This is a genomic window from Longimicrobium sp., assembly GCF_036388275.1.
In the GTDB taxonomy this organism is placed as follows: domain Bacteria; phylum Gemmatimonadota; class Gemmatimonadetes; order Longimicrobiales; family Longimicrobiaceae; genus Longimicrobium.
The window spans coordinates 1-22,621 of record NZ_DASVSF010000065.1 but is presented as its reverse complement, the minus strand read 5'-3'; the positions used below and the strand labels follow the sequence as shown (position 1 = coordinate 22,621).

Here is a 22,621-nt window from a genome sequence, read left to right as displayed (position 1 = left end):
GCACCCGAGGCGGGGTGGTGCACCATACTGACTCCCTTCCCCTGCGGGGTTTGCGGGGGAAGGGCTGGGGATGGGGGGCGGCCGAGGCATGCGCCGGCTCATCTCGTCAGCGCTAACCGGACCTTAATCGCCACAGCCAGGCCTGCACATTGTCGGACAAGACGCCTGGATTGTATCGTCTCCAGCACGGCTTGGCGCCTAGCGGTGCGGCCGCATTTCCGAGCGTGAATCCACAGGAGAGATCAATGAAGAACGTGCTGATGCTTGCCCTTGCCGCGGCGGTGATCGCCACACCCGCCGCCGCGCAGGCCCCCGCCCACGCGCACGCGGGGCACGCGGCGCACAGTGCCCATCCCGCTCCCGAGCGCGCCGTGTCGGCCGAGGAGGCGGAGGTCCGCGCCGCGCTGCAGCACTACCTGAATGGCCACGCGACGGGGCTGGGCTCGGAGTTCGCGGCGGTGATGCACCCCGAGATGAAGATGATGTTCATCCGCGACGGACAGCTGACCCAGCGCACGAGCGCCGAGTACATCGCGGGCACCAGCGGCCGTCCCGCGGCGGACGAGTCGCAGCGCCGCCGGTGGATCGAAAGCGTGGACGTTACGGGGAACGCCGCAGTCGCCAAGATCGTCCTGGACTATCCCACGACGCGCCTGACGGACTACTTCACCCTGCTGAAGATCGACGGCGAGTGGAAGATCATGAACAAGATCTTCCACGCCGAGCCGAAGACGGGGAACTAGCGCGCTTCAGGGCCGGGCGTGGCGAACCAAGCGGCCAGCGGTCACGACAGCGGCACGGTGCGAAGCATCGAATTTTCGATTCGGTGATGGACAGGGAGCACGGAAAAGGGCACCCCGCAAGAGGTGCCCTTCTGCCGTAGCCGGCGTTGTGAAACGACATGGGTCGGCTGGGACTCGAACCCAGGACCAATCGGTTAAAAGCCGAGTGCTCTACCAACTGAGCTACCGACCCGCGCCCCAAAGATAGGGCACTCGGGCCGCGCGCTCAACCCACGGGGTCACAACACCGCGATCATCCCCGGCGTGTCGACGTACGACTCCATGCGGATCACCTTGCCGCGGCGAAACTCGTACACGTGCGTGGCGCCCAGGTCGAACGCCGTGCCGGTGCGCCGGGCGATCCCCCGCGTGCGCCCGCTGACGATCACCCGTTCCCCCGCGGGCAGCACCTCCTGCACCTCGAACCGCGAATCCACGTGTTCCATGAGCGTGTCGAAGAACCCGCGCGCCTCGTCCACCCCGCGAAACGTTCCGCCCCAGGGAAGGTGCGTGCTCTGGCGGATGACGACATCCGGCGAAAAGCACGAGAACACGTCCAGCAGGTCGCGGCGCGCGTAGGCGTCGTACATCGCGCGGATCATGGCGGCGTCCGCGCAGGAGTCGCACGCGGCGGGGAGCGGCCGCGGCGTGGCCGCGATGGTGGGGGGCAGCACGTCCGTCGCAACCATGGCCGGCGATCTCCTGTACGGGTTCTGTCGGATGTCGTGTGAGCGTGTGGTGAATCTGCTCTCCGACATCCTGTCCGGCATGGGTAGAACGCACCAGGAGGCATAAAGAGGTCTGCCCGGGGAAGGGCCGATCCCGAGCGCCCGCGATTTCTGTCGATCCGGAACCGAGGCGATTCAGCCCGGCTGGCGTCGCGCCAACCGGCGGATGCGGCGCGCGAAGCGGAAGAGCGCGAACAGCAGCACCGCCACCAGCAACAGCGCAAGCAGCGGCGCCAGGAACGCGAGCACGATGGCACCCACCGCCGCGACGTCCTCCAGCATGCTCAGCACGGGGTTCCCCAGCCCGCCCGTGGTCGCGGTGCTTCCCACGCGCGCCGTGGCCTTGGCGCCGTGCACCCCCAGCGCGAGGGGCGCGCCCAGCACGATGCCGATGCCCACCGCGAACTCCGGCGACACCTGGTACAGGAACGGCGTCGCGGCGAGCGCGGCCAGCACGGGCTTGCTCACCACCTGCACCGAGTCCAGCACGTGGTCCACCAGCGGCACCTTGTCGCCCAGAATCTCCAGCAGCGTCGCCACGCCGAAGATCACCATCGTCTGCGGCTGGTCCAGCCACTCCATCGCGGGCGGCAGCGGCATCTCCGACATCCAGGCCGCCACGCTGGCGCTGAAGATGGGAAGAAAGGCGCGCAGCCCGGCGCAGGCGGCCAGCACCAGGCCCAGTGCGGCGGCGGAAAGTGCTTCCATGTAAGATCGACGGCAGGGGTTCGGGCGCGGCGGGCGGCTTCCTGATTCTCACGCGCGCAGCACCGAAGCACAATGGCGAGCACGGCGGAGGAGCGGACCTGGGCCTTGTACAAGGAGCAACTCGGAGGGCCCCGCCGGCGCGCCGGACAAGCTCATGGTCGACGTGGCGTCTTGATCGAGTACCCTGCCCGCGCGAGGCGGGTGGCATTGTCCTCACGTTCTGGCGGTGCCAGGGAGGAAGTTTCAGCAACGTACGGCTGGTTCTCGGGAGGTACGCCCAGCCGCTGCAGGAATACGGAAGCCGCCTCGTCTATTTTCTCCGGAATTTCCAGGTACAGCCCCGTTTCCTGGCGCAGGGGCCGCTTCGGATCCCCCCGGAACGAGAGCCAGTTGAAGCTGGTGATCACCATGAACTTTCGATCGGAGAGCAGCACCTTTTCGTGGGTGTCGCCAAGCCTGGTCACATGAAGCTTCCCCGGATGGCGCTCCTTTGCCATCCGCTCCAGCTCGCGACGCATTGACTCGTTCAGCTCTGCCTTTACCGGGTTTTTCGCATCGTCCGGGTACCCCCAGCCGATGTAGATGTGAACCGGCCGTTCAAGCGCCTTGCGGATCGGCTTCAGCAGGTCCGACATAGCCAAGTCCCGCAGCCATGGGGCGATTACGATCACCCGACTTCGGGATTCCTCGATCGCCTTCACGAGCAACGGCCGGTGCTCGTGCACCTCGATGCGGCGAACGGAGGCAAGCCTGGCGGAAACTTCCTCGTACTGCCGCCTGAGTTCGGAGAGTTCGGCACGCACCGCCTCCAGCTGCATGCGCGTGGTTGCGGGCTGGATTTCGGCCCGATCAGCGCCCGCTTCGGCAATGATCACGGCGGTTTCGGCGATACGGTTCTGGATTTCCGCCGCGGAGTCGTGGAGCCCATCCACCTCCGTCAGGATCGCTTCCGCGAACGCACGACTGGGTTCGGCTTCGAGAGGGGCCGGCGCGGGAGCCTCCGTAAACGGAAGGATCTCCGGCATGCGGGGGAACAGCGCGTTCAGGACGGCTTCGTGCTCCGTCATCCGCCTGCCGCCCTGCAGCACGCGGAAGATCACATGCGATGCGTCGTTCGAATCGAAGGCAGCTACGTCACACGGCAGGTACGCCCGGAACGCCTGAAGCACCTCGACGACATCGTGGAGGTCCGCGTCGGGAACGGCCTTGGCGTTGTGCTTCCGCGACTCCTTGAGTGCCTCGCCCAGGGCGCCGCGGTCGATGTCCGCCACCCCGGGCGAGGAAAGCTTCGCCGGAACGACGTGCAGCCCCCGACCGGCCGCGTCGCCAGGATTCAAATAGTCCAGGCGGCTGGGCGGCACCCAGTCCCCGGTGAGCGCGTCGTACAGTGCGCGAACCCGCAGCGACTCCGGTCGCAGCACGCTCGCGCGGTCATGCCCTTCTCGTCCCTTTTCAGTCAGGGAGAACCGGTGCGATTCTCCTGCCGAGCGCGGCTGGATGAACTCGCCATTGTGGAGATCGGCGAGGGTGTCGGTGACCATGCCGTGCTCCAGGCCCAGCACGAGCACCATCAAGTCTACTTCGTCCACTCCGGTAGCAACCGCCGAAAGCACCACCATTTCCAGGGGCGTGAGCGGGTGGCGCACCATCATCCGTACTTCCAAGATACACTCGTAGAACGGGAGCGCTGCCTCATAGGGGGGAAGTGCCCCGTAGCCGCTCAGCCCTTCGGCTAACGCCCGGACCTGCTGCGGATCAAGCATCGTCCACCTGCACCATCGGACGGCGAACGGGGTCCTTGCGAAAAAATTCGGTCACGGAGCGGAACGGGTTGTAGCCGAAGCGGTGGTGGGCTTCGCGAAGGGATTCGTTGTTTCCGACGATGGTCAGCGCCTCCCGCGCGCGGGAAAGCGCCACATTCAGGCGGCGCTCGTCCGCCAGGAACCCCAGCTCGCGCCCGGGATTGGAGCGAACCGCGGAGTAGAACACCACGTCGAACTCCTTGCCTTGCGACGAGTCGACCGTCATCACCTGAACGTCCATTCCCGTCCAGCTATCGCCTCCCTCCGCGGCAATGGCGCTGCGCAGACGTTCCGCCTGGGCGGCGTACGCGGTCAGGATCCCGACTGTGAGCCGGGAATCACAGCCACGCGTCTTGTCGTCCAGCGCCTTGAGTTCGCGCACAATGACACGTACTTCAAGGGGGTTCATCCGGGACGGGCTCGCCTGCCGTTCGGCGTTGTCGCGCGCCTGCGAGGTGTCGAGCCAGCGAACCGCACTGCCGAGGAGGGCGGCGCCTCGCGCACGATCCGCCTCGGAGACGCCGTGCTGGAGCCCGTCGGGATAGAAGCTCGAGGAGATGAGCTCGCCGATCTCGGGATGCATCCTGTACTGGCGCACCAGGCGCACGCTCGCCTCGGGGTGCACAGCTTCGAACAGCTCCTGGAACAGGCTCGTCCTCAGCAGGTCGTCTCCCCCGCCGACACGCTCGGCGACCAGCGCCGCGACCTCGTCGTCCAGCACCGGGGGAAGCTGCCGGTGGTCCCCCACCAGGACGAAGCGTTGTCCGCGGACCAGGGGAACCAGGAGTTCGGGAGCGCTCGCTCGCCCCGCCTCGTCCACGATGACCCAGTCGTACGGGAGGTCGGCGGCCGTGTGGTTCCGCATGAACCCGACGCAGGTGCCCGCGACGACTTGGGCGCGGCGCAACAGGTGGCGCTCCAAATCCAGCGCGCCGCGAGCACGGTCCATCCACGTCAACTGCAGCGTTGCGCAGGCATCCAGGTGGGCCGGCCCGGAAGCCAGGAGCCGTTGCGCGGTTCGAAGCCGCGCCACCAGTTCGCGCCGTGACGCACCTCCAGCGCCGACCAGGGCCGTGGCCCGGCGCTCGGCGTCGAGGACTGCGTCACGATTTCCGTCGGGTTGCTCCAACTCTCCGACGAGCACCTCCAGCCCGGCTGTCCCCAGTTCGCGCAGCCGACCGAGCCGTTCGTGCGCCCGCTCGGCACAGGAGAACACGTCGGCGGAGAGTGCGTCCAGCCGGACCTGCAACTCCAGCGGACGAGACGTGCTCGCGATGGCGCCGGTTCGTCCCAGCCGCACCATGCTGACGTCGGGCAGCAGGTCCTGCAGCCGTTCGAGCACGTTGTCTACGGCGACGTTGGACTGCGACACCAGCAGGATCTGCGCGCCGGGGCTCGCCTTGCAGATTTGGCCGATCAGTTCCGAGATCACCGTGGTCTTTCCAGTGCCGGGCGGCCCCTGGATCAGGCAAAGGCTGTCGGTCCCGAGTGCCACCTCCACCGCCCGGCGGTTGCTCTCGTCCAGGCCGGGCCGGAGCGGGTCGATGGAGCGGCGCCGGGGCGGAATCACCCGGCCGGGGTCGGCGAGCAGGTCGGCCAGGCCGCGGCGCCGTGCGTTGTCTATGCGCAGCGTGCGCAACGCGTCCTCCTGTCGGCGAAGCGTCCACTGCTCGCCGGAAAGATCCAGCAGGAGCCGCCCGCCCGCGGGGAAGTCGCGCTGTTTGGCCACGTTGTCGTGGGGCCTTACCTGCAGGTCGCGGCCCCGCACGTCCACCACCACGCCCACCTTCACGCTCTTGCCGCCGGCGGCTACGTAGCAGACTGCCGGCTCCCGCTCTTCCAGCAGCGCCGCGGCGGGCAGCTGCCGAAGCCGGAATCGGAAGCGGTCGCTTCCGGCCCGGTACTCGCTTTCGGCCACCTCGCCCAGGAGCTCGGCACGGGTTTGCTGCTCACGGGCGATCTCCAGGTAGGCCTCCCAGCGCGCCAGGTGTGCCCGCCGGGTGCGCGACGCATCTTCACCCGCGCCGTGCTCCTGGACCGCCTGCGCGTGCAGGTCGGCCAAGAGTGCCACGCAGCGGTTGCGTGGCGGCCGGTCGGTGGGCGCGACCACCACCGCTCGCGCGGTGATCGGCACCGCCCCGGCCCGCGCGACGTCCCGCCGCTCCGGAGGGATGAGAACCAGTCCGGTAACCGTCAACGCCTGGGTTTCCGACGCGTCGTCTCCCGGCACGGCGAAGTAGCGGAATCGCCTGCCGATCAGCACGTACTGCTGGCGTCCCCGCTTATCCGGCCGCATCTCGGGCTCGACGTGGAGCAGGCCGTCCAGGTCGGCACCGAGGGCATGCAGTGCCTCAGCGATGGGCATTCCTGGCAGCGCCTCGCGGATAAACTGGTCGAGGGCGCGCGGAACTGGCTGGAGGTACACGGTTTCCGTGTGCTGCGACAGCTCCACGAGCGCACGAAGCTCTCCGACCACTTCCGCGGCGGTCGGACGCTTCGGCTCCGCCGGGAGCAGCATCTTGTCGACGATCCCGCGCAGGTCGCCGCCGAAGGCGGAGGCGCGCACCCTTCGGCGAACCTCTTCGTGATCCTCCGTGAGTTCGCCGAGCATCAGTTCCGCGGCGATCAGCCCCAGGGCATAGACGTCGCTCCGCTCCGTGGCGCCTTTGCCGGCACGCTGTTCGGGAGCGGCATATTCCCAGGTGAAGTGCTGCCGGACCGTGGAGAGTGAAAACGCCCGCCCCAGCAGCTTGGCTACGTTGAAGTCGGCGACGAGCGGCCGAGCCGCCCCATCAAAAAGGATGTTCGCCGGCTTGAGATCGCGATGCAGGATGTTCTCGCGGTGCGCGTGAAGCACGGCGGAGGTGCACTGCAGGAGCAGCTCGACAAGGGCCAACTCGTCGCGGTAGCGCGCCCGGACGGCCGGGTCGGCCAGCGAGCCCCCGTCCGCCCATTCCAGCACCAGCCACGGACCCGCGTCCGGGTCGGCACCGGAGTCGCGGAGCTCGATCACATGCTCATGCCGCAGCCGCTGCAGGCTTGCCGTTTCGCGCGTGAACGCCTCGCGAAGCACCTCGCTCAACTCGCGGGTACCGGCCACCTTCACCGCCACCGGGCGGCTGTCATCGTCCAGATCGACCGCCTGCCACACCTCGGCGAGCCCCGCGCCGACCTTGCGGACGAGCATGTAGCGATCACGCAGACGAAATCCCGGCTTCATTTCCGTCATAGCAGGTCAGGCAAAGGCGTCGATCGATCAATCGACAGTGCGGGCTGGTCGTTTGGGGTGCTCCCCGAAGCGGGCGGCTCCCTGATTCTCACGCGCGCCGCGCCGAAGCACAATGGCGAGCACGGGCCAGGGGGATTGCTTTCGGTGTTCATTCGGTGTACATTGTGTGCGAAAGAAGCTCCCCCCACACCAGCCGGACGGTCCCGAGATGCAGCTGGTTCAGCTCCGCGGGCGCGGCACCGCGCACAATCCCAGGAACCGGTTCGAATCGGCTGAGTTCGTTCCCGACGACGAGGCGTTCGATCCGGACGAGCCCGGCCCGCGCACGCAATTGATGCGAGACCACACGCGCGGCATCATCACGCGCAACGACAGCCCCGACATCCCGTTCGACGCCAGCCTGAACCCGTACCGCGGCTGCGAGCACGGCTGCGTGTACTGCTTCGCCCGCCCCACGCACGAGTACCTGGGCTTCTCGTCGGGGCTGGACTTCGAGACGAAGATCCTGGTGAAGCACGACGCGCCCGAGCTGCTGCGCAAGGAGCTGCAGTCGCCCCGGTGGAAGCCGCAGCCCATCGCCATCAGCGGCGTCACCGACCCATACCAGCCGGCGGAGCGCAAGCTGGGCATCACCCGCCAATGCCTGGAAGTGCTCGCCGAGTTCCGCAACCCGGTGGGCATCGTCACCAAGAACCACCTGGTCACGCGCGACGCCGACCTGCTGGGCGAGCTTGCCTCGTACGGCGCCGCCGCGGTCAACATCTCGGTAACCACGCTGGACGAAAAGCTGCAGCGGGTGATGGAGCCGCGCGCCAGCACCCCCGCGCGCCGGCTGGAGGCCATCCGCGTGCTCTCCGCCGCCGGCATCCCCGTGCGCGTGCTGATTGCGCCCGTCGTCCCCGGGCTCACGGACCACGAGATGCCGGCCATCGCCGCCGCCGCCGCCGAGGCGGGCGCCACCGCGGCCGGCTACATCCCGCTGCGCCTGCCGTTCGCGCTCAAGGAGTTGTTCGAAACCTGGCTTGCCACGCACTTCCCGGATCGCAAGGACAAGGTGCTCAACCGTATCCGCGCCATCCGCGGGGGCAAGCTGTACGATCCGCAGTGGGGCACCCGCATGCGAGGCGAGGGGATCTTCGCGGTGCAGATGGGGGCGCTGTTCGCCACCGCCTGCCGCAAGTCGGGCCTCACCGAAGAGCTGCCTCCCCTGTCCACGGCCGCCTTCCACCGGCCGCATCCGGCTGGGCAGATGGGACTGTTCGACTGACGCGTACCCGCCTCGCCCGGACCGGCCCGCTTCCGAGCGGCGTACGGAATCCGGACATGGGGAATTTGGTAGCCACGGCGCGGCGTTTCGGCGGATCGCGGGCGACGCCGTACGGAATCCGGACACAGACTGGTGTGCCCTCCGCCCGTCGACAATCTCCCAACCTGCTCTGCAACAACGACTTACGTCATAGGCGCTTCACGGCATCCGGCTCGCACAGGGAGAGGTCACACCGCCCCGCCTCCCCTGCCTGGATACCCATCATGTACGCCGCCGCCCTGAAGTCCGCGCCTCCGTCGCATGCGCAGGTGACTGTGTCCCCGCCGCGCCTGACGCTGGTGCGCGATCAGCCCGCCGTCGCCGCGCCGCCTCCGCCGGGGGGACGGCACCTGGCGCACGTGGCCACCCTGCTCCGCGTCCTCGCACAGCACCGCGAGCAGGGCGCCGCCGCGCAGCCCGGGTCCCCCTCGCTCTTCCTGGTGCGCGAGGAGGAGGACGCGTTCTGGGAGCTGGTGGGGCTGCGGGTCCGGGGGCTGCCCCACCTGCTGGTCTCCGCGGTGCGCTTCGCCCGGCAGGCCGCCGCGGGGCAGCCGCACGCGCGCCGGTCACTGTGCCACTACCTGTGCGCGCCCCCCAAGGACCTGGGACTCTCGCGGATCGCGCGGCCGTCGCACCTGGTGGAGCTGCTGATGCCGTCGGCCGACGAAACCATCCCCGAGTTCCAGGCGCGGATGCGGGCGGGTGAGACGCCCCGGTCGATGTTCCTGGACGTAGACTCGGTGGACTACGCGTTCGACTTCCGCACGGCGAACCCCTCGGTAGACCGCGGGCGCCTTCCGGGCAACCACGCCCCCGAGTCGCACCTGTTCCGCACCTCCGAAGGGCACGTGCTGTCGGGGATGTCGCACGGGCTGCACGCCAAGCTGCACGGTGACCAATCCTTCGTTGTGCTGCGCGATGCCGTGCAGCACGGCCCCGGCGGCGACCGCGTGCTCCCCACGCTGGTGCTTCACCGCCGCCTGGTGAGCGCCGACGCGCGGCTGGACGCCGAGGGGCCGGCGCCGTGGCTGCAATCCGTTCCCCCGTTCGTGCGGAGCATGGCGCACCCCCGCTTTCTGCTGGCGCCCGACGCCCGCCCCTGACGGCGACGCACGAGACGACGAGACCCCGGACGGCCGCGCCGCCCGGGGTCTCGCCTCCTCCGCACTCCCGCACTCCCGCACTCCCGCACTCCCGCACTCCCGCACTCTCACGGAGGCGCCTGGTTCACGATCACCAGCTTCTGCCAGATCTTGGCGCACAACCCGGTGGTGAGCGTTTCCACCTCGTCCACCGCCGCCAGCACCACGGGGTCGTCCAGCGTCTGCGCGTACAGCGCCGCCAGCTTGCTGTTCAGCGCCAGCATCTCGCTGCAATAGTCCAGGTACCGGGCCAGCTCGAACCGCGTCAGCGTGCGGGTGGGCGACGATGGAGTGTCCTGGGCGGGGCTGCCGTGCAGGTGGCGGTCTGGGTCCTTGGTCAGCTGGTGCATGTCGACGATGTGCGCCAGTGCGCGAAGCTCCCGCAACGCCTGCAGCGCGCGCCGCCGCTTGATCCGTCCCTCCACCGTCACCAGGAACAGGACGGCCGCGCCCAGCAGGATCAACTCGTTGATGACGGCTTCCGTGGCCTGCAGCAGGTCCAGCGTGCCCGCTCCCTCGGCGCGCACGTCCAGCCGCATGGCGATGCCGGCCAGCAGCGCCATCAGCAGCAGGATCACCAGCCCCACCGCGAAACGCACCCACAGGATGGGCTCCTGCACCCAGCGCACGTTCTCCACCGTCCGCTGGGCGATCCCCAGCATCTGCATCGCCAAGCGCGACAGCCCGCTCCCCGGAAAGCGTTCGCTCACCCGGTCGCCCAGCGCCCGCACCGTCTCGATGATCCGCGCCGGCTCCAGCCCCGGCACCCCGGCGTCCACCGGCAGCGCCGAGTTCGCAGGCGCGGTGCCCGAGTTGGAGGAGATCGGCGGAACGGAAATCGACATCGGGAAGCGCGTGAGGGCTGTCTCTGGATCGCGGCGGACGGACGACAGGATAGGCAGCGCAACCGACCGACGGCAAGAACGCAGCGCGGAAAGGCTGACGGGGGCGCACGATCACCCGTGCGCCCCCGTCCGCCCCGGAGCCCCGCCTACCACCTCGGCGAACGCGGCAGCGTACCTTCGAGGGTTTCGCCAATTACCACTCCAACGACGGCGCCACCGAGAATCCCGCCCAGGTCGGCCATCTCGCAGGACCGGTTCGCGCACGCGATCCGCATTACCACGAATCCGACGACCGCGCCCACCACACCCCCGATCACCGGAGCCACGCCTTTCGGCAGAGCCAGCCCATCCACACGGGCATCGGGCCGACGGACCGGCATCAACGGCGCCGGTTCGCAGAGCAGACACGTCATGGGTATCGGGAGCGTCGCGGACGCCGCTGGCGCACTCACGGTCACTCGTTCAGGGGGAGAATCGGCCTGCGCTGCCGCGGGCGCGGCGAGGCAGAGCACAAGCAAGCCCGCCACGGCGCCCGCCGCCCGAACGATCCGTTCCATCGCATCCTCTCGCGCGAGAAGGTGGCCGCCGCCCAAGCCTACTCCGGGCAGCGATAGCCGTACGCGAACCGGTTCCCTAGCACGTAGGCGTGCCGGCCATCAGACGCGAACTTGCTGACCAGCAGCGTGCTGTATCCCGGCGTGTCCTCCGTAACGACTTTGAGCAGCTTACCGGTGGTCCTGTCCAGCACGTGCAGCACCATGTCATGCGCCAGAACCCGGTTTCCACACAACGTGATTGCGTCCACGCTGCCCCCCAGCCGGGTTGCCCACAGCACCGCCCCGGTTCGCAAGTCCATCGCCGTCACCCAGCGGTCGGCAGAAGCGGCGTAGACGGTGTCACCCGACACCTTGGGCGCGTCCAAGGCGCCGAAGTACCGGTCCTGGTCTCCGGGTGTCTTCCAGCGCAGCTGTCCCGTCATGCGGTCCAGCGCAACCCACACGTTCCGCTCATGGTCGCTCAGCAGAATGTACTGCCCGGCCACCACGGGCTCGTTCAGGAACCAGTGCCGGTCGGTGCCGTCGCCTTCCGTGTACTGCCACAGGATGGCACCCGTACGGCGGTCCAGGGCGAAGACATGGCCCACGGCCAAGTGGCCGTTCTCCGCCAGGTACTGCTCCACGTTTGCGTACACCGTATCGCCCGAGGCCGACACCCCCCGCACGATGCCCCGGTAGCGCCATCCCGGCCCCACCTCCGTCCGCCATAACAGGGAGCCGTCCTGTACCGAAAGGCCGAAGATGAATCGGTCGGTGCCGAAGTAGAAGCCGCCGGCATGCGCACTGGCTACCCCAAGGCTGGCGTTTCCGCCCACGTCATAGCGCCACAACTCGTGCCCGCTGGCGGGATCGAGCGCAATGGCGTACGAACCAGCAAACAGCACTCTGCCCTGGTGGATAGACACGCTCGCCGGGCCGCCGAACGGGCGGGCGTAGCGCCACACCTCTTCGCCCGTAGCCCTGCTCAGGGCTACAATGGGCCCGCCGCCGTCGTAGTCCGCGTAGAGGCGTTCGGTGTCTATGGACGGCAGTTGGGAACGAAACTGAGCCCTTACGGGCGTCCGGAATAGCTGGTCGACCCCGGAGTGTGATCCTGGCCCCGACTTGGGGGTCGTTCCACCCTCTGTGCAGGCACCACACGCGGCCCCCACAAGGAGGGCCGCGGCGGAAAAGCGCAGACTCATCGCAAACCGACTCCCATAGCCTGCATCGCGTTCCTGATGCGTGTGTACCGTGCAGGGCGGGTCGTTTCGCCCGTGTGGCTGTCGGCCTCCATTCACCATCCGGGCTTTGGCCGCTGAACACCCGGGTACGTTCCGTTCGAAAGTCGCCGAGGAGCCTCATCAACGACCAGCGGTTGCCCGCGTCCACCTCGATGCCGGCCCGCAGGAACGGTTCTACGTGGAGTTCAGCTGGTTGGTGAACTCCAGGTAAGGGGGAACGGATGCTCTTTCACCGGGGGGACGACGCTCCTTCCCGGCAGTTACACGATAATGTAAGGTTCGTAAGGAATCAACAACTTCGTTCCGGGTATTCTTGCGGGAACAGACAATGCCGTATTCACTTTTTGCTGTGTAGAGAAACGGTGTTGCAGAACATTCACTTGCGAAGAACGACCCAGAACGCATCCAAAAGATCGACATGAGGCGCAGGATGCGCAGCAACGCACGGTACCGGCGATGCGAACAAGCAGGAGAGGAAACGAAACGGGGGCGCACGATCACTCGTGCGCCCCCGCGCCGCCTATCCGACCCGTGGACCCGGATCAGACCTCCATCACGTCGGCTTCCTTGTGCTTCAGCAGCTCATCGACCTTGGCGATGTACTGGTCGGTCAGCTTCTGCACCTCGCCCTGCTCGCGGCGGATGTCGTCCTCCGACAGCCCCTCCTTCTTCTGGCGCGCCTTGACCTCGTCGTTGGCGTCCTTGCGCACCTGGCGGATGGAGACGCGGCCCTCCTCAGCCAGCTTGTGAAGCATCTTCACGTATTCCTTGCGCCGCTCCTCGGTAAGGGCCGGCACGGGCACGCGGATCAGGTTGCCGTCGTTTGACGGGTTGTACCCCATGTCCGACTCGCGGATGGCGTACTCGATCTTCTTGATGAGGCTCTTGTCCCAGGGCTGCACCGTCAGCATGCGCGGCTCGGGGGCGCTCACCGTGCCCACCTGATTCAGCGGCACCATCGAGCCGTACGCCTCTACCCGCACGCTGTCCAGCAGCGCCGGGCTGGCCTTGCCGGTGCGCACGTTGGCGAACTCGCGGCGCAGCGCCTCCAGGGCGCCCTCCATCCGCTGCTTGGCTTTCTGCTGGCTCGACATGTCGTCCGTCCGGGGATGCAAAAGTTCGTGAAAACCGCGCGAAAGCCGGCGGCTACGAGTGAACCAGCGTGCCGATCCGCTCGCCGCGCACCAGGCGGGCCACCGCGCCCTCGTCATCGAGGTTTAGCACCACGATGGGAATGTCGTTGTCCTTGCACAGCGACAGCGCCGCCGCGTCCATCACCCCCAGCTCGCGCGAAAGCGCCTGCATGTAGGTGATGTCGGGGATGAACTCGGCGCTGGCGTCCTTCTTGGGGTCGGCCGAGTAGATGCCGTCCACCTTGGTGGCCTTGACGATCACGTCGGCGTTCATCTCGATGCCGCGCAGCACCGCCGCCGTATCGGTGGAAAAGTACGGGTTGCCGGTGCCGCCGGCAAAGAGCACCACGCGCCCCTTTTCCAGGTGGCTGATGGCGCGGCGCCGGATGTACGGCTCGGCCAGCTGCTCCATGCGGATGGCCGTCAGCACGCGCGAGTGGATGCCCCGGCGCTCCAGCGAGTTCTGCAGGGCCAGCGCGTTGATGACCGTTGCCAGCATGCCCATGTAGTCGGCGCTCACCCGGTCCATCCCCGCGGCGCTGGCGGTGGTGCCGCGGACGATGTTGCCGCCGCCCACCACCAGCCCCAGCGCCACGCCCATCTCGTGGACGATGCGGATCTCCTCCACCAGGCGGTCCACCACCGGCGGGCTGATGCCGAACTTCTGCTCCCCGGCCAGCGCCTCGCCGGAAATCTTCAGGAGAACGCGGCGGTAGAACAGCTCCCCGCCCTGCCCGGCCTCGCCGGTGTCGGCCATCACTCGCCCAGCGCGTAGCGGGTGAACCGGCGAACGTCGATCTTTTCGCCGGTCTTCCCCGACACCTCGGTGATCAGCGCGCCCACCGTCACGTCGGGGTTCTTCACGAAGGGCTGCTCCAGCAGCGCCTGGTCGGCGAAGAACTTCTCCAGCTTGCCGTCCACGATCTTGTCCCAGATCTTCTCGGGCTTCCCCGACTCGCGCATCTGCTCGCGGTACACGCCGCGCTCGCGCTCCACCAGCTCCGAGGGAAAATCCTCGCGGCGGATGGCCACCGGGTTGGCCGCGGCGATGTGCATCGCCACGTCGCGCACCAGCTGCTGAAAGGCGTCGGTCTTGGCCACGAAGTCGGTTTCGCAGTTCACCTCCACCAGCACGCCGATCTTGCCGCCCATGTGGATGTAGCTGCCGATCACGCCGTCGCGTGCCTCGCGGTCGGCGCGCTTGGCCGCCTTGGCCGCGCCGCGCGCGCGCAGGATGTCGATGGCCGCCTCCATGTCGCCGCCCGACTCCATGAGCGCGTTCTTGCACTCCATCATCCCGGCCGCGGTGCGGTCGCGGAGCTCCTTGACCGCCTGTGCGCTGATCGCGTTGGACATCGTCTTCTTTCCGTCCCGAAGGATTGGTCGTGTAGGTCAGTGGCCCGCGGACGAAAGCCGGGGCGCCGGATTTTCGGGCCTGCGGGGCGCGAGCGCAACCCCGCCGGGCAAACGCGCCGCACGCGGCGCGGAAACAAAAGGGGGCGCCGGCAAACGCGCGCCGGGCCCCCTGCAAAGCTTCCGCCGTCGGCGCGGTGACTACTCGGCGTCGCCGCCCTCGTCGGAGCCGCCGCCGATCACCCCGGCGATGGCGTCGGTGCGCGGCCGGCGCTTGCGGCGCGGGCGGCGCTTCTGGCCCCGGTCGTCGCCGCGGTCGGCGGGCTGGCTGGCGCCCGTCTCGCTGCTGTACGTGGTGGCCTCGGGCTCTTCGGCGCGACGGCGGTCGTCGGCCGGCATGGCCGCGCGGGCCTCGAGCACGGCGTCGGCGAGCGCGTTGCTGATCACCTCGACCGAGCGGATGGCGTCGTCGTTGCCCGCGATGGGCACCGTCAGCAGGTCGGGGTCGGCGTTGGTGTCGGCGATGGCGATCACCGGGATGCCCAGCTTGCGGGCCTCGGAGATGGCGATGTGCTCACGCTTGCTGTCGACCACGAACAGAGCGCCGGGAAGCCGGGCCATGTCCTTGACGCCGTTCAGGTACTTCTCCAGGCGCTCGCGCTCCCGGTCCAGCATCAGGCGCTCCTTCTTCGTGTAGTGCTCGAAGGCGCCCTCGTCCACCCCGCGCTCCAGCTCGCGGAGGCGGCGGATCTGCTTCTTGACCGTCGTGAAGTTGGTGAGCATGCCGCCCAGCCAGCGCTCCGTCACGTAGAACGAGCCGCTGCGCTCGGCCACGCTCTCCACCACGGCCTTCAGCTGCTTCTTGGTGCAGACGAACAGGATGCGGTCGCCGCGCGAAACGACCGTGCGCACCAGCTCCTGCGCAAGCTCGATCTGGCGGACCGTCTTCTTGAGGTCGATGATGTAGATGCCGTTGCGCTCCGCGAAGATGAACTTGCGCATCTTCGGGTTCCAGCGGCTGGTCTGGTGCCCGAAATGGACACCGGCCTCGAGAAGTTCCTGGATCTGGGGTACGGCCATCGGTTTTCGTCCTGACGGTATGCGGTTTTCCCTGCGGCCCCACCCCGGGGCCCGGGCTTCCACCGCCGTCGTTCGCCCGTCCGACCGCTCCTCTTACGGGGCGGCACCCGGACGTGGGCGTCGGGCGGTGTGCTTGATGAACCGGGATTTCGGCAAACGCGCGTGCCGGGACGGCCCAAGGCCACCCCGGCACCGCATGCCGGCGCTCCCGATCAGCGCTTGGAGAACTGGAAGCGCTTGCGGGCGCCCGGACGTCCGGGCTTCTTGCGCTCCACCTCGCGCGGGTCGCGGGTCAGCAGGCCCTCGGCGCGCAGGGTGCGGCGGAAGTCCTCGTTGATCTTGAGCAGCGCGCGGGCCACCCCCAGGCGAATGGCGTCGGCCTGGCCGCGGACACCGCCGCCCACCACCGTCACTTTCACGTCGTACTGGCCTTCGGTCTGCGTGGCCACCAGCGGGCGGGTGGCCGACTGGCGCAGCACGTGGCGGGGCAGGTGCGCCTCCAGCGTGCGGCCGTTGACGTCCCACGCGCCGTTTCCGGGGCGCAGGTACACGCGCGCCACCGAGGTCTTGCGGCGTCCGACTGCGTTGAACTGTTCCGTCGCCATGATGGTCAGAAAGTGAGGGGCTCGGGATTCTGGGCCTGGTGCGGATGCTCCGCGCCGGCGTACACCTTCAGCTTCTTGCGAAGCTGCTTGCCCAGCGCGTTCTTGGGCAGCATGCCCTTCACCGCAAGCTCGATCACCCGCTCGGGGTGCTTGTCCAGCATTTCACGGAAGGGGATGAACTTTTCCCCGCCCATGTAGCCGGTGTGCTTGAAGTAGGTCTTCTGGTCGGCCTTGTTGCCGCTCAGCCGGACCTTGTCCGCGTTGATGACCACGACGTAGTCGCCGGTGTCCAGGTGCGGGGTGAAAATCGGCTTGTGCTTGCCGCGCAGCACTCGCGCGATCTCCGTCGCCACGCGGCCGAGGATCTTGCCCCCCGCGTCGACGACGAACCACTTGTGCTCGATTTCCCCCGCCTTAACGGAATACGTCTTCATCGTACTCACTTGCGCGCCGGGAGCACTCGGGCTGATCCGGGCGGCGACTGGTTGTTTGACAGACAAAAATCCCGCCTCCGGCACCGGCCCGAGGCGGAGTGGCGTGGTCGGGACAGACCGCTACGATACACAATCCGGGGCGTCCTGTCAACCCGTGGCACCGGACGAAAACGAGAGCGGGGGCGCACCCCGGTGCGCCCCCGCCCCCAACTCCCCGGGCCCGCCCGTCAGGCCAGGAAGGTTTCCAGGAACCGCGCGCGCGACTGGTGCCGAAGGCGGAGCAGCGCCTTTTCCTTGATCTGCCGCACCCGCTCGCGCGTGATGCCGAAGTTTTCGCCGATCTGCTCCAGCGTCATCGGGTCGGTGTCGCCCAGGCCAAAGTACAGGCGCAGCACCTTGGCCTCGCGCTCCGTCAGCGTGCCCAGCGCGTCGTCGATGCTGCGCTTCAGGGCCGATTCGTACACCTCGTCGTCGGGCCCCGGCGACAGGCTGTCCTGCAGGTAGTCCAGCAGCTGCCCGTCTTCGCCGGGCACCAGGGGGGCGTCGAGCGAAAGGTACACCTGCGACATGGCCAGCGCGTGGCTGATCTCGTCTTCGGGCACCTCCAGCTCCGAGGCGATCTCCTGCAGCGTGGGCTCGCGCCCCAGCTCCTGCGTGAGCGCCGAGCTGCGCTTGCCGATGCGGTGTACTGCCCCCGCGCGGCTCAGCGGCACGCGCACGATGCGCGACTGCTCGGCCAGCGCCTGCAGGATGGCCTGGCGGATCCACCAGACGGCGTAGGAGATGAACTTGATGCCCTTGGTCTCGTCGAACTTCCGCGCGGCGCGCATCAGCCCGATGTTGCCCTCGTTGATCAGGTCGGCCAGCGACACGCCCTGGTTCTGGTACTTCTTGGCCACCGCCACCACGAACCGCAGGTTGGAGCGAACCAGCCCTTCCATCGCGTCGGGCTCGCCGTCGCGAATGCGGCGCGCCAGCCGGCACTCCTCGTCGCGGTCGATCAGCGGAAAGGCGCTGATCTCGCGGAGGTACTGGTCCAGCGATTCGGATTCGGCCTGGAGTTTCTTGGCGGGGCTGAACGACATCGGCGTGCTCCGGGAGACGGAAGCGGCGGGCCGTGAGGGCGGGCCCGGGAAACGCGCATATGAGAGCGGCACTGCGGAGAGGCATGCGGTCCCGCGGGGTCGCGGGGCTGCTACGGAACATGGAAAGGCGGCCCGAAACTGTCAACCCCTCCGGGAAACTTTTTGTCGAACGTGACGGGAAGCGTGCGTCGCCGCGTCTGCCTAGTGGATGACCTCGCCGATGCGCGCCCAGCGAACGCCGGTCAGCCAGTCGAACTGCTCGGCGATGTCGTCCTGGAACGAGTAGTACACGAACATGGGACGGCCCTTGATGGACGTGGCGTCCAGAAACCCCCAGTAGCGCGAGTCTTCCGACCGGTCGCGGTTGTCGCCCAGGGCAAAGAACTTTCCGGGCGGAACCCACAGCGGGCCCCAGTTGTCGCGCGAAGGACGGTAGGTGCGGTAGGTCTGGCCGGGATCGGTCAGGAACTCCAGCTGCCACTCCATGCGCGGGTCGGCCGGGTCGCCCAGCGGGTCGGTGTGCCGCGCGAACGGCTCGTCCTGCGGCTGGCCGTTGCGGTACAGCACCTTGTGGCGCATCTCCAGCGTGTCGCCGGGCATCCCCACGATCCGCTTGACGTAGTTCTTGTGGGGGTCGTGCGGGGGCAGGAACACCACCACGTCGCCGCGCGTGGGGTTTGCGAAGGCCGGCAGGCGCCGGTCCGTCAGGGGAATCTCGGCCCCGTATACGGCCTTGTTCACCAGCAGGAAGTCGCCGATCAGCAGCGTTCCCTCCATCGACCCCGTGGGGATCTTGAAGGCCTCCACGGCAAAGGTGCGCACGGCCAGGAAGAGCAGGATGGCCGTGCTGATGGCCTTGGTCCACTCCCACACCCAGCGCCCGGTGCTCATGGCGTGCTCGGCCTCGGCCGCCGCGCGGGGCGGCTGGGCCGGCGCCGGTCGGGGCGCGTCGTCGGGCAGGTCGTAGCGGGAATGATCCATTCGGGTTCCGCGGGCGTGGATGTCGCGGGCGTGGGGGGCCCCGCACGCGTACACGTGATGACGGGCGCCGTTCCCGAACCGAGGGCGGCGCCCCCTCCGGCCGGGGGCGGACCGGCCGGAGCGGACACGGGCCCGCCTAGAACGGCAGCCCGAGCCCGGCGTACACCTGAGTGCCGTCCCCGCGCGCCCAGGTGAGCGTGGCCACGCGGCCCAGCGATTCGAACCAGAGCCCCCCGCCCCACGAGGGGTTCCAGTCCCCCGGCGAGGCGTCGTCCACGTACACGCGCCCCGCCTCGCCGAAGCCGAACACCCCCAGCCGGCCGCGGACCAGCACCCGCACCTGGCCCAGCGGCTGCCGCAGCTCGGCCGTGCCGAAAACGGCCGCGTCGCCGGCGAACCGCTGGAAGGGGTAGCCCCGGAGCGACCCGTATCCCCCCAGGAACGCCGCCTCCTGGAAGGGCACCCGGCCGGCGTTCACCTCGCCGCCGGCCCGCAGCGCCAGGATGGGGCCGGGCCCCAGCGGCAGGTAGGCCCGCGCCTCGGCGTCCACCCCGCCGAAGGTGCCCACGTCGGCCCCGTACGCCGCGGCACCCGCGCGCAGCCACCAGCCGCGATGGGTGATGGGCAGCGTGTCGCGCCCGTCCACCACCACGTCCCCCGCCGCGCCGGCCTGCGCCAGTCCATCCCCGCCGCGCACGTCCTCCAGCAGGGGGTGGCCGCCACGAGGGTCGCGCCAGCGCACCACCGGCCCCAGCGAGTACGACGCGCGCCGGCCCATCCGACCGTACCACGCGGCTTCGGCGATCAGCTCGTCGTGGGCGGCCTCGTAGTCCACCTCCTCGTCCTCCGGCGAGTCGTTGCCCAGGCCGTGGAAGCGGATCACCTCGAAGTTGCGCGCTCCCGCGCGAAGGCGGAGGCCCGTGCCGGGAAGGGACGTGCGGCGGAAGTCCGCCAGCGCCTCCACCCCCAACCCGCTCTCCAGCGGCGCGTACAGCCCCCGGACCGCCAGCTGCCGCGCGTACGGCTGGCGGCGGAACCCGTAGCGGGTCCACACGGGACCGGCGCCCAGGATGGGTCCCACGTTGGTCACCCACCCCGCCCAGGGCGCCACCGGGGCGAAGGAAGAGCCCCAGTCGCGGGGGGCCGGCGGGTTGCCGAACATCGACCGCGGGGGATCGGGATCGTACTCCCGCGTGTCGATCACCGTCCCCGGGCCCCGCAGCAGCCGGTCGTCGTCGCCATGGTCGTGAAGCACCGTCATCCGCGCCCCGGCGCTCGACGAGTCGGCGAGCACGTCGTCGCCCCCGCCGCCGATGAGCCGCACCTGGATGGAAGGCGCCGCCGCTCCCCGCGCCGCCGCGTGGTCGTCGCCGCCGTGCAGGAACACGCGGACCTCGCGCGTCTCGCCGGCGAGGAAGCGGCGGCGGAAGTACGGATCGTTCGACCCGGGGGAGGGATACAGGCGCAGCTCCACCGAGCCGTCGGCGCGCCGGTCCACCTCGGCGCGCTCCGCCTGGTCGGTGGCGTGGACGTCCACGTCGCTCGCCAGGATCTCGTAGAAGCTGCGCGCGGCGGAGTGCAGGCTGTCGCGCCGGGCTCGCAGGATGGCCGACAGGCCGGGGGCGCTCAGCGGCTGGTACTCGGGGGGCATGCGGCGGACGGCCTGGCCGATCGCCTCGTCCGTCACCCGCTGCTGGATGAAGCGCGCGGCCGAGTCCCACGCGGGCCACTCCAGCTCCGACAGCAGCCGGCGGTCCAGGTCCGAGGCGTGGATCACCAGGCCGAAGACGTCGTCGTACCGCGGTCCGAAGCGGGTCAGCTGCGGGAAGGCGGCGCGCACCGGGGCCAGCAGCAGCCCCCGGTTGTCGTTGAAGGCGTTGTCGCGGTCGCGCGGCACGGTGCGCCAGCGCCACCGGTCTCCGCTCTCGTACCCGGCCCACCGCCACTGGTCGGCGTGCCGGTCCCAGTCGCCCAGAAGCACGTCCATCAGCCGCGCCGTCAGGTACTCGCGCGCGTCCAGCCGCTCGGCGGGCGATTCTTCCAGCCGCTCCAGCAGCCGCTCCGTGCCCACCACCCGGTCCGCCCCGGCGAACGACGTCCCGCCCTCCTCGCCGTCTTCCGGCCGCACCTCCACCTGCCCCAGCCGACCCGCGAACCGGCGGAACTCGCCCAGGAAGGGGTGGGCGGGCATCACGTACAGCGCCGGCCGGGGATGGAGCAGCCCCACGGCGGTCAGCAGCGGCTCGACGACCAGGGCGGCCGCGGGATGCTTGTTGGCCACCTGGTCCTGGGCGATGGATTCGACGGGCCCGTCGCGCAGGTCCGGCGGAAGGCCGCGCTCGGGCGTCTTGTTCACCGAGCGGAACGTGTACTCCCGCCCGTCTGCCCCACGCATGCGAAGCGACTCGGTCGCCAGGCCGCCCCCCGCCTCCAGCACGCGCAGCCCGCCCGCGAAGGTGTCGGGGTTCAGCACGGGAACGCGCACGGGGGTGGTCCACAGGTCGCGATAGGCCCCGCCCCAGAGTGTGCGATGGAGCGGGCCGGCGCCGTAGCGCGGGCCCGCCACCACCGTCGTGTCCTGCGCGGCGGCGGGCGCGCCCGCCAGCAGCGCCACCCCCGCCAGGAGCATCGCCATCGGGCGCGGCACCGAGCGCCTCGCCGGACCCCCCGTTCCCATGCGCGGGACCCGCCCGGGCGTGCTCAGCGCACCCCGCGGCCGAACCCGCCGCGCCGGATGGCCGTGTACACCAGGAAGAGGATCACCCCGATCACCACCAGGTGGATCACGGCGTTCAGGATCTTGAAGACGATGGAAAGCACGACCCATGCGGCCAGCGCCAGGAGTGCGATGCGGAGCCACTTGTTCATCGTGAGGTGAGTGGATGAGTGGGGTGCAGCCCGCGGCGCCCTGCCGATCCGCGTTCCCACCCCGGAGATGCAAGTGCGAAGCCGCGCCCGGGTACGACAAAAAAGGAGGGGCGCCCGTGGGCGCCCCTCCCGTTTGGAGCCGTGCGGGGGAGGATTACTCCTCGCCGCGCACCGCGCCGGCCTTCACCTCGAGCTGGTACGGCTGGAACTCGCAGCCCGTCCGCACCGGCACGTACACCACTTCCGGAGTGCCCGTGGCGCCGGCCTCGGCGAACACGCTCACGCCCTGGAACTCACCCGTGCGCGTGACCTCGGTGACACCGAGCACCCGCGGCAGGCCGTACTTCACGTAGCGCCGGCCGTTGATCGTGATCGGCTCGGTGTTGATGTACCACGTCGCGCCGCCGGCGTAGCCGGTGGTGGCCGGGAACGCCTCGTTGAAGCGGCGGCCCTGGTACATGGTGTCGGCCCGCTGCGTGTTGTACGTCGCGGTCACTTCGCGCAGCATACCACCCTCGACCACGCACACCCGGATGTCGCGGTCGTTGTTCACGACCGGCGGCGGCGGCGGCGGCGTCTGATCGACGACGACCGGCGGCGGCGGCGGAAGGATCGGCGCGGGCGGCGGCGGAATCAGGTTGCCGAACGCCGCCTTCAGCCCCAGCACCAGCCGCGGCGTGAAGGTGAACTTGTCCTCACCCCGGAGGGTCGAGTTCTCGTCGGGGGCGTGCGCGGGCGAATCGTACCCGTGCACCGCCAG

Annotated in this window: 19 protein-coding genes, 1 tRNA gene and 1 pseudogene; 3 read left to right on the top strand and 18 right to left on the bottom strand. The window is 69.2% G+C overall.

Annotation, left to right across the window (positions count from 1 at the left end; genetic code table 11):
- Window positions 1–245 precede the first annotated feature (245 nt).
- Complete coding sequence (locus VF632_RS14325) at window positions 246–743, top strand: nuclear transport factor 2 family protein (RefSeq protein WP_331023591.1); 498 nt, start codon at window positions 246–248, stop codon at window positions 741–743.
- Window positions 744–902: 159 nt separating this feature from the next.
- Here VF632_RS14325 and VF632_RS14320 read toward each other — a convergent pair.
- The 5 genes from VF632_RS14320 to VF632_RS14300 all read right to left on the bottom strand — a co-directional run bounded on the left by VF632_RS14320 (window position 903) and on the right by VF632_RS14300 (window position 7,240).
- Window positions 903–975 (bottom strand) — tRNA-Lys (locus VF632_RS14320).
- 46 nt (window positions 976–1,021) lie between these two features.
- On the bottom strand, window positions 1,022–1,471 hold the full coding sequence (locus VF632_RS14315) for a nuclear transport factor 2 family protein (protein ID WP_331023590.1): 450 nt from the start codon (window positions 1,469–1,471) through the stop codon (window positions 1,022–1,024).
- A 174-nt stretch (window positions 1,472–1,645) separates the two neighbouring features.
- Complete coding sequence (locus VF632_RS14310; RefSeq protein ID WP_331023589.1) at window positions 1,646–2,218, bottom strand: DUF4126 domain-containing protein; 573 nt, start codon at window positions 2,216–2,218, stop codon at window positions 1,646–1,648.
- 152 nt (window positions 2,219–2,370) lie between these two features.
- The gene (locus tag VF632_RS14305) at window positions 2,371–3,981 is read right to left on the bottom strand and encodes a hypothetical protein (protein ID WP_331023588.1); all 1,611 of its coding nucleotides are present in this window, start codon (window positions 3,979–3,981) and stop codon (window positions 2,371–2,373) included.
- Complete coding sequence (locus VF632_RS14300; RefSeq protein ID WP_331023587.1) at window positions 3,974–7,240, bottom strand: serine/threonine-protein kinase; 3,267 nt, start codon at window positions 7,238–7,240, stop codon at window positions 3,974–3,976. The genes VF632_RS14305 and VF632_RS14300 overlap by 8 nt, the downstream gene beginning before the upstream one ends.
- 217 nt (window positions 7,241–7,457) lie before the next feature.
- Here VF632_RS14300 and VF632_RS14295 point away from each other — a divergent pair, with 217 nt between their 5' ends.
- Together VF632_RS14295 and VF632_RS14290 are read left to right on the top strand one after the other, a co-directional pair.
- Entirely contained in the window at window positions 7,458–8,516 is a 1,059-nt protein-coding gene (locus tag VF632_RS14295) for a PA0069 family radical SAM protein (protein ID WP_331023586.1), read from the top strand.
- Window positions 8,517–8,779: 263 nt separating this feature from the next.
- Window positions 8,780–9,658 carry a hypothetical protein gene (locus VF632_RS14290; RefSeq protein WP_331023585.1) on the top strand — a complete coding sequence of 293 codons (879 nt, stop codon included), beginning with the start codon at window positions 8,780–8,782 and terminating at the stop codon, window positions 9,656–9,658.
- 107 nt (window positions 9,659–9,765) lie between these two features.
- On the opposite strand, the gene VF632_RS14285 is transcribed toward VF632_RS14290, so the two are convergent.
- From VF632_RS14285 to VF632_RS14225, 13 genes and pseudogenes are all read right to left on the bottom strand, one after another.
- Complete coding sequence (locus tag VF632_RS14285) at window positions 9,766–10,542, bottom strand: hypothetical protein (protein WP_331023584.1); 777 nt, start codon at window positions 10,540–10,542, stop codon at window positions 9,766–9,768.
- Between the two features lie 595 nt (window positions 10,543–11,137).
- Complete coding sequence (locus VF632_RS14280; protein WP_331023583.1) at window positions 11,138–12,283, bottom strand: PQQ-binding-like beta-propeller repeat protein; 1,146 nt, start codon at window positions 12,281–12,283, stop codon at window positions 11,138–11,140.
- Between the two features lie 581 nt (window positions 12,284–12,864).
- Complete coding sequence (gene frr / locus VF632_RS14275) at window positions 12,865–13,416, bottom strand: ribosome recycling factor (RefSeq protein WP_331023582.1); 552 nt, start codon at window positions 13,414–13,416, stop codon at window positions 12,865–12,867.
- 52 nt (window positions 13,417–13,468) lie between these two features.
- Window positions 13,469–14,212, bottom strand: a complete 744-nt coding sequence (gene pyrH / locus VF632_RS14270; RefSeq protein ID WP_331023626.1) for a UMP kinase — start codon at window positions 14,210–14,212, stop codon at window positions 13,469–13,471.
- A complete protein-coding gene (gene tsf / locus VF632_RS14265) occupies window positions 14,212–14,811 on the bottom strand; it encodes a translation elongation factor Ts (RefSeq protein ID WP_331023581.1) in 600 nt (199 codons plus the stop codon). The genes pyrH and tsf overlap by 1 nt, the downstream gene beginning before the upstream one ends.
- 198 nt (window positions 14,812–15,009) lie before the next feature.
- Window positions 15,010–15,888, bottom strand: a complete 879-nt coding sequence (rpsB, locus tag VF632_RS14260) for a 30S ribosomal protein S2 (RefSeq protein WP_331023580.1) — start codon at window positions 15,886–15,888, stop codon at window positions 15,010–15,012.
- A gap of 212 nt (window positions 15,889–16,100) precedes the next feature.
- Entirely contained in the window at window positions 16,101–16,493 is a 393-nt protein-coding gene (rpsI, locus tag VF632_RS14255; protein ID WP_331023579.1) for a 30S ribosomal protein S9, read from the bottom strand.
- A gap of 5 nt (window positions 16,494–16,498) precedes the next feature.
- A complete protein-coding gene (rplM, locus tag VF632_RS14250; RefSeq protein ID WP_331023578.1) occupies window positions 16,499–16,927 on the bottom strand; it encodes a 50S ribosomal protein L13 in 429 nt (142 codons plus the stop codon).
- Window positions 16,928–17,154: 227 nt separating this feature from the next.
- Window positions 17,155–18,012 (bottom strand): RNA polymerase sigma factor RpoD/SigA, encoded by an 858-nt coding sequence (locus VF632_RS14245; protein WP_331023577.1) that lies wholly within the window; start codon window positions 18,010–18,012, stop codon window positions 17,155–17,157.
- 201 nt (window positions 18,013–18,213) lie between these two features.
- The gene (lepB, locus tag VF632_RS14240; RefSeq protein ID WP_331023576.1) at window positions 18,214–18,993 is read right to left on the bottom strand and encodes a signal peptidase I; all 780 of its coding nucleotides are present in this window, start codon (window positions 18,991–18,993) and stop codon (window positions 18,214–18,216) included.
- A gap of 136 nt (window positions 18,994–19,129) precedes the next feature.
- The gene (locus VF632_RS14235; protein WP_331023575.1) at window positions 19,130–21,628 is read right to left on the bottom strand and encodes a BamA/TamA family outer membrane protein; all 2,499 of its coding nucleotides are present in this window, start codon (window positions 21,626–21,628) and stop codon (window positions 19,130–19,132) included.
- A 65-nt stretch (window positions 21,629–21,693) separates the two neighbouring features.
- Entirely contained in the window at window positions 21,694–21,861 is a 168-nt protein-coding gene (locus VF632_RS14230; protein ID WP_331023574.1) for a hypothetical protein, read from the bottom strand.
- A gap of 154 nt (window positions 21,862–22,015) precedes the next feature.
- Window positions 22,016–22,621 (bottom strand): annotated as a pseudogene (locus VF632_RS14225) (hypothetical protein); the annotation flags it as partial.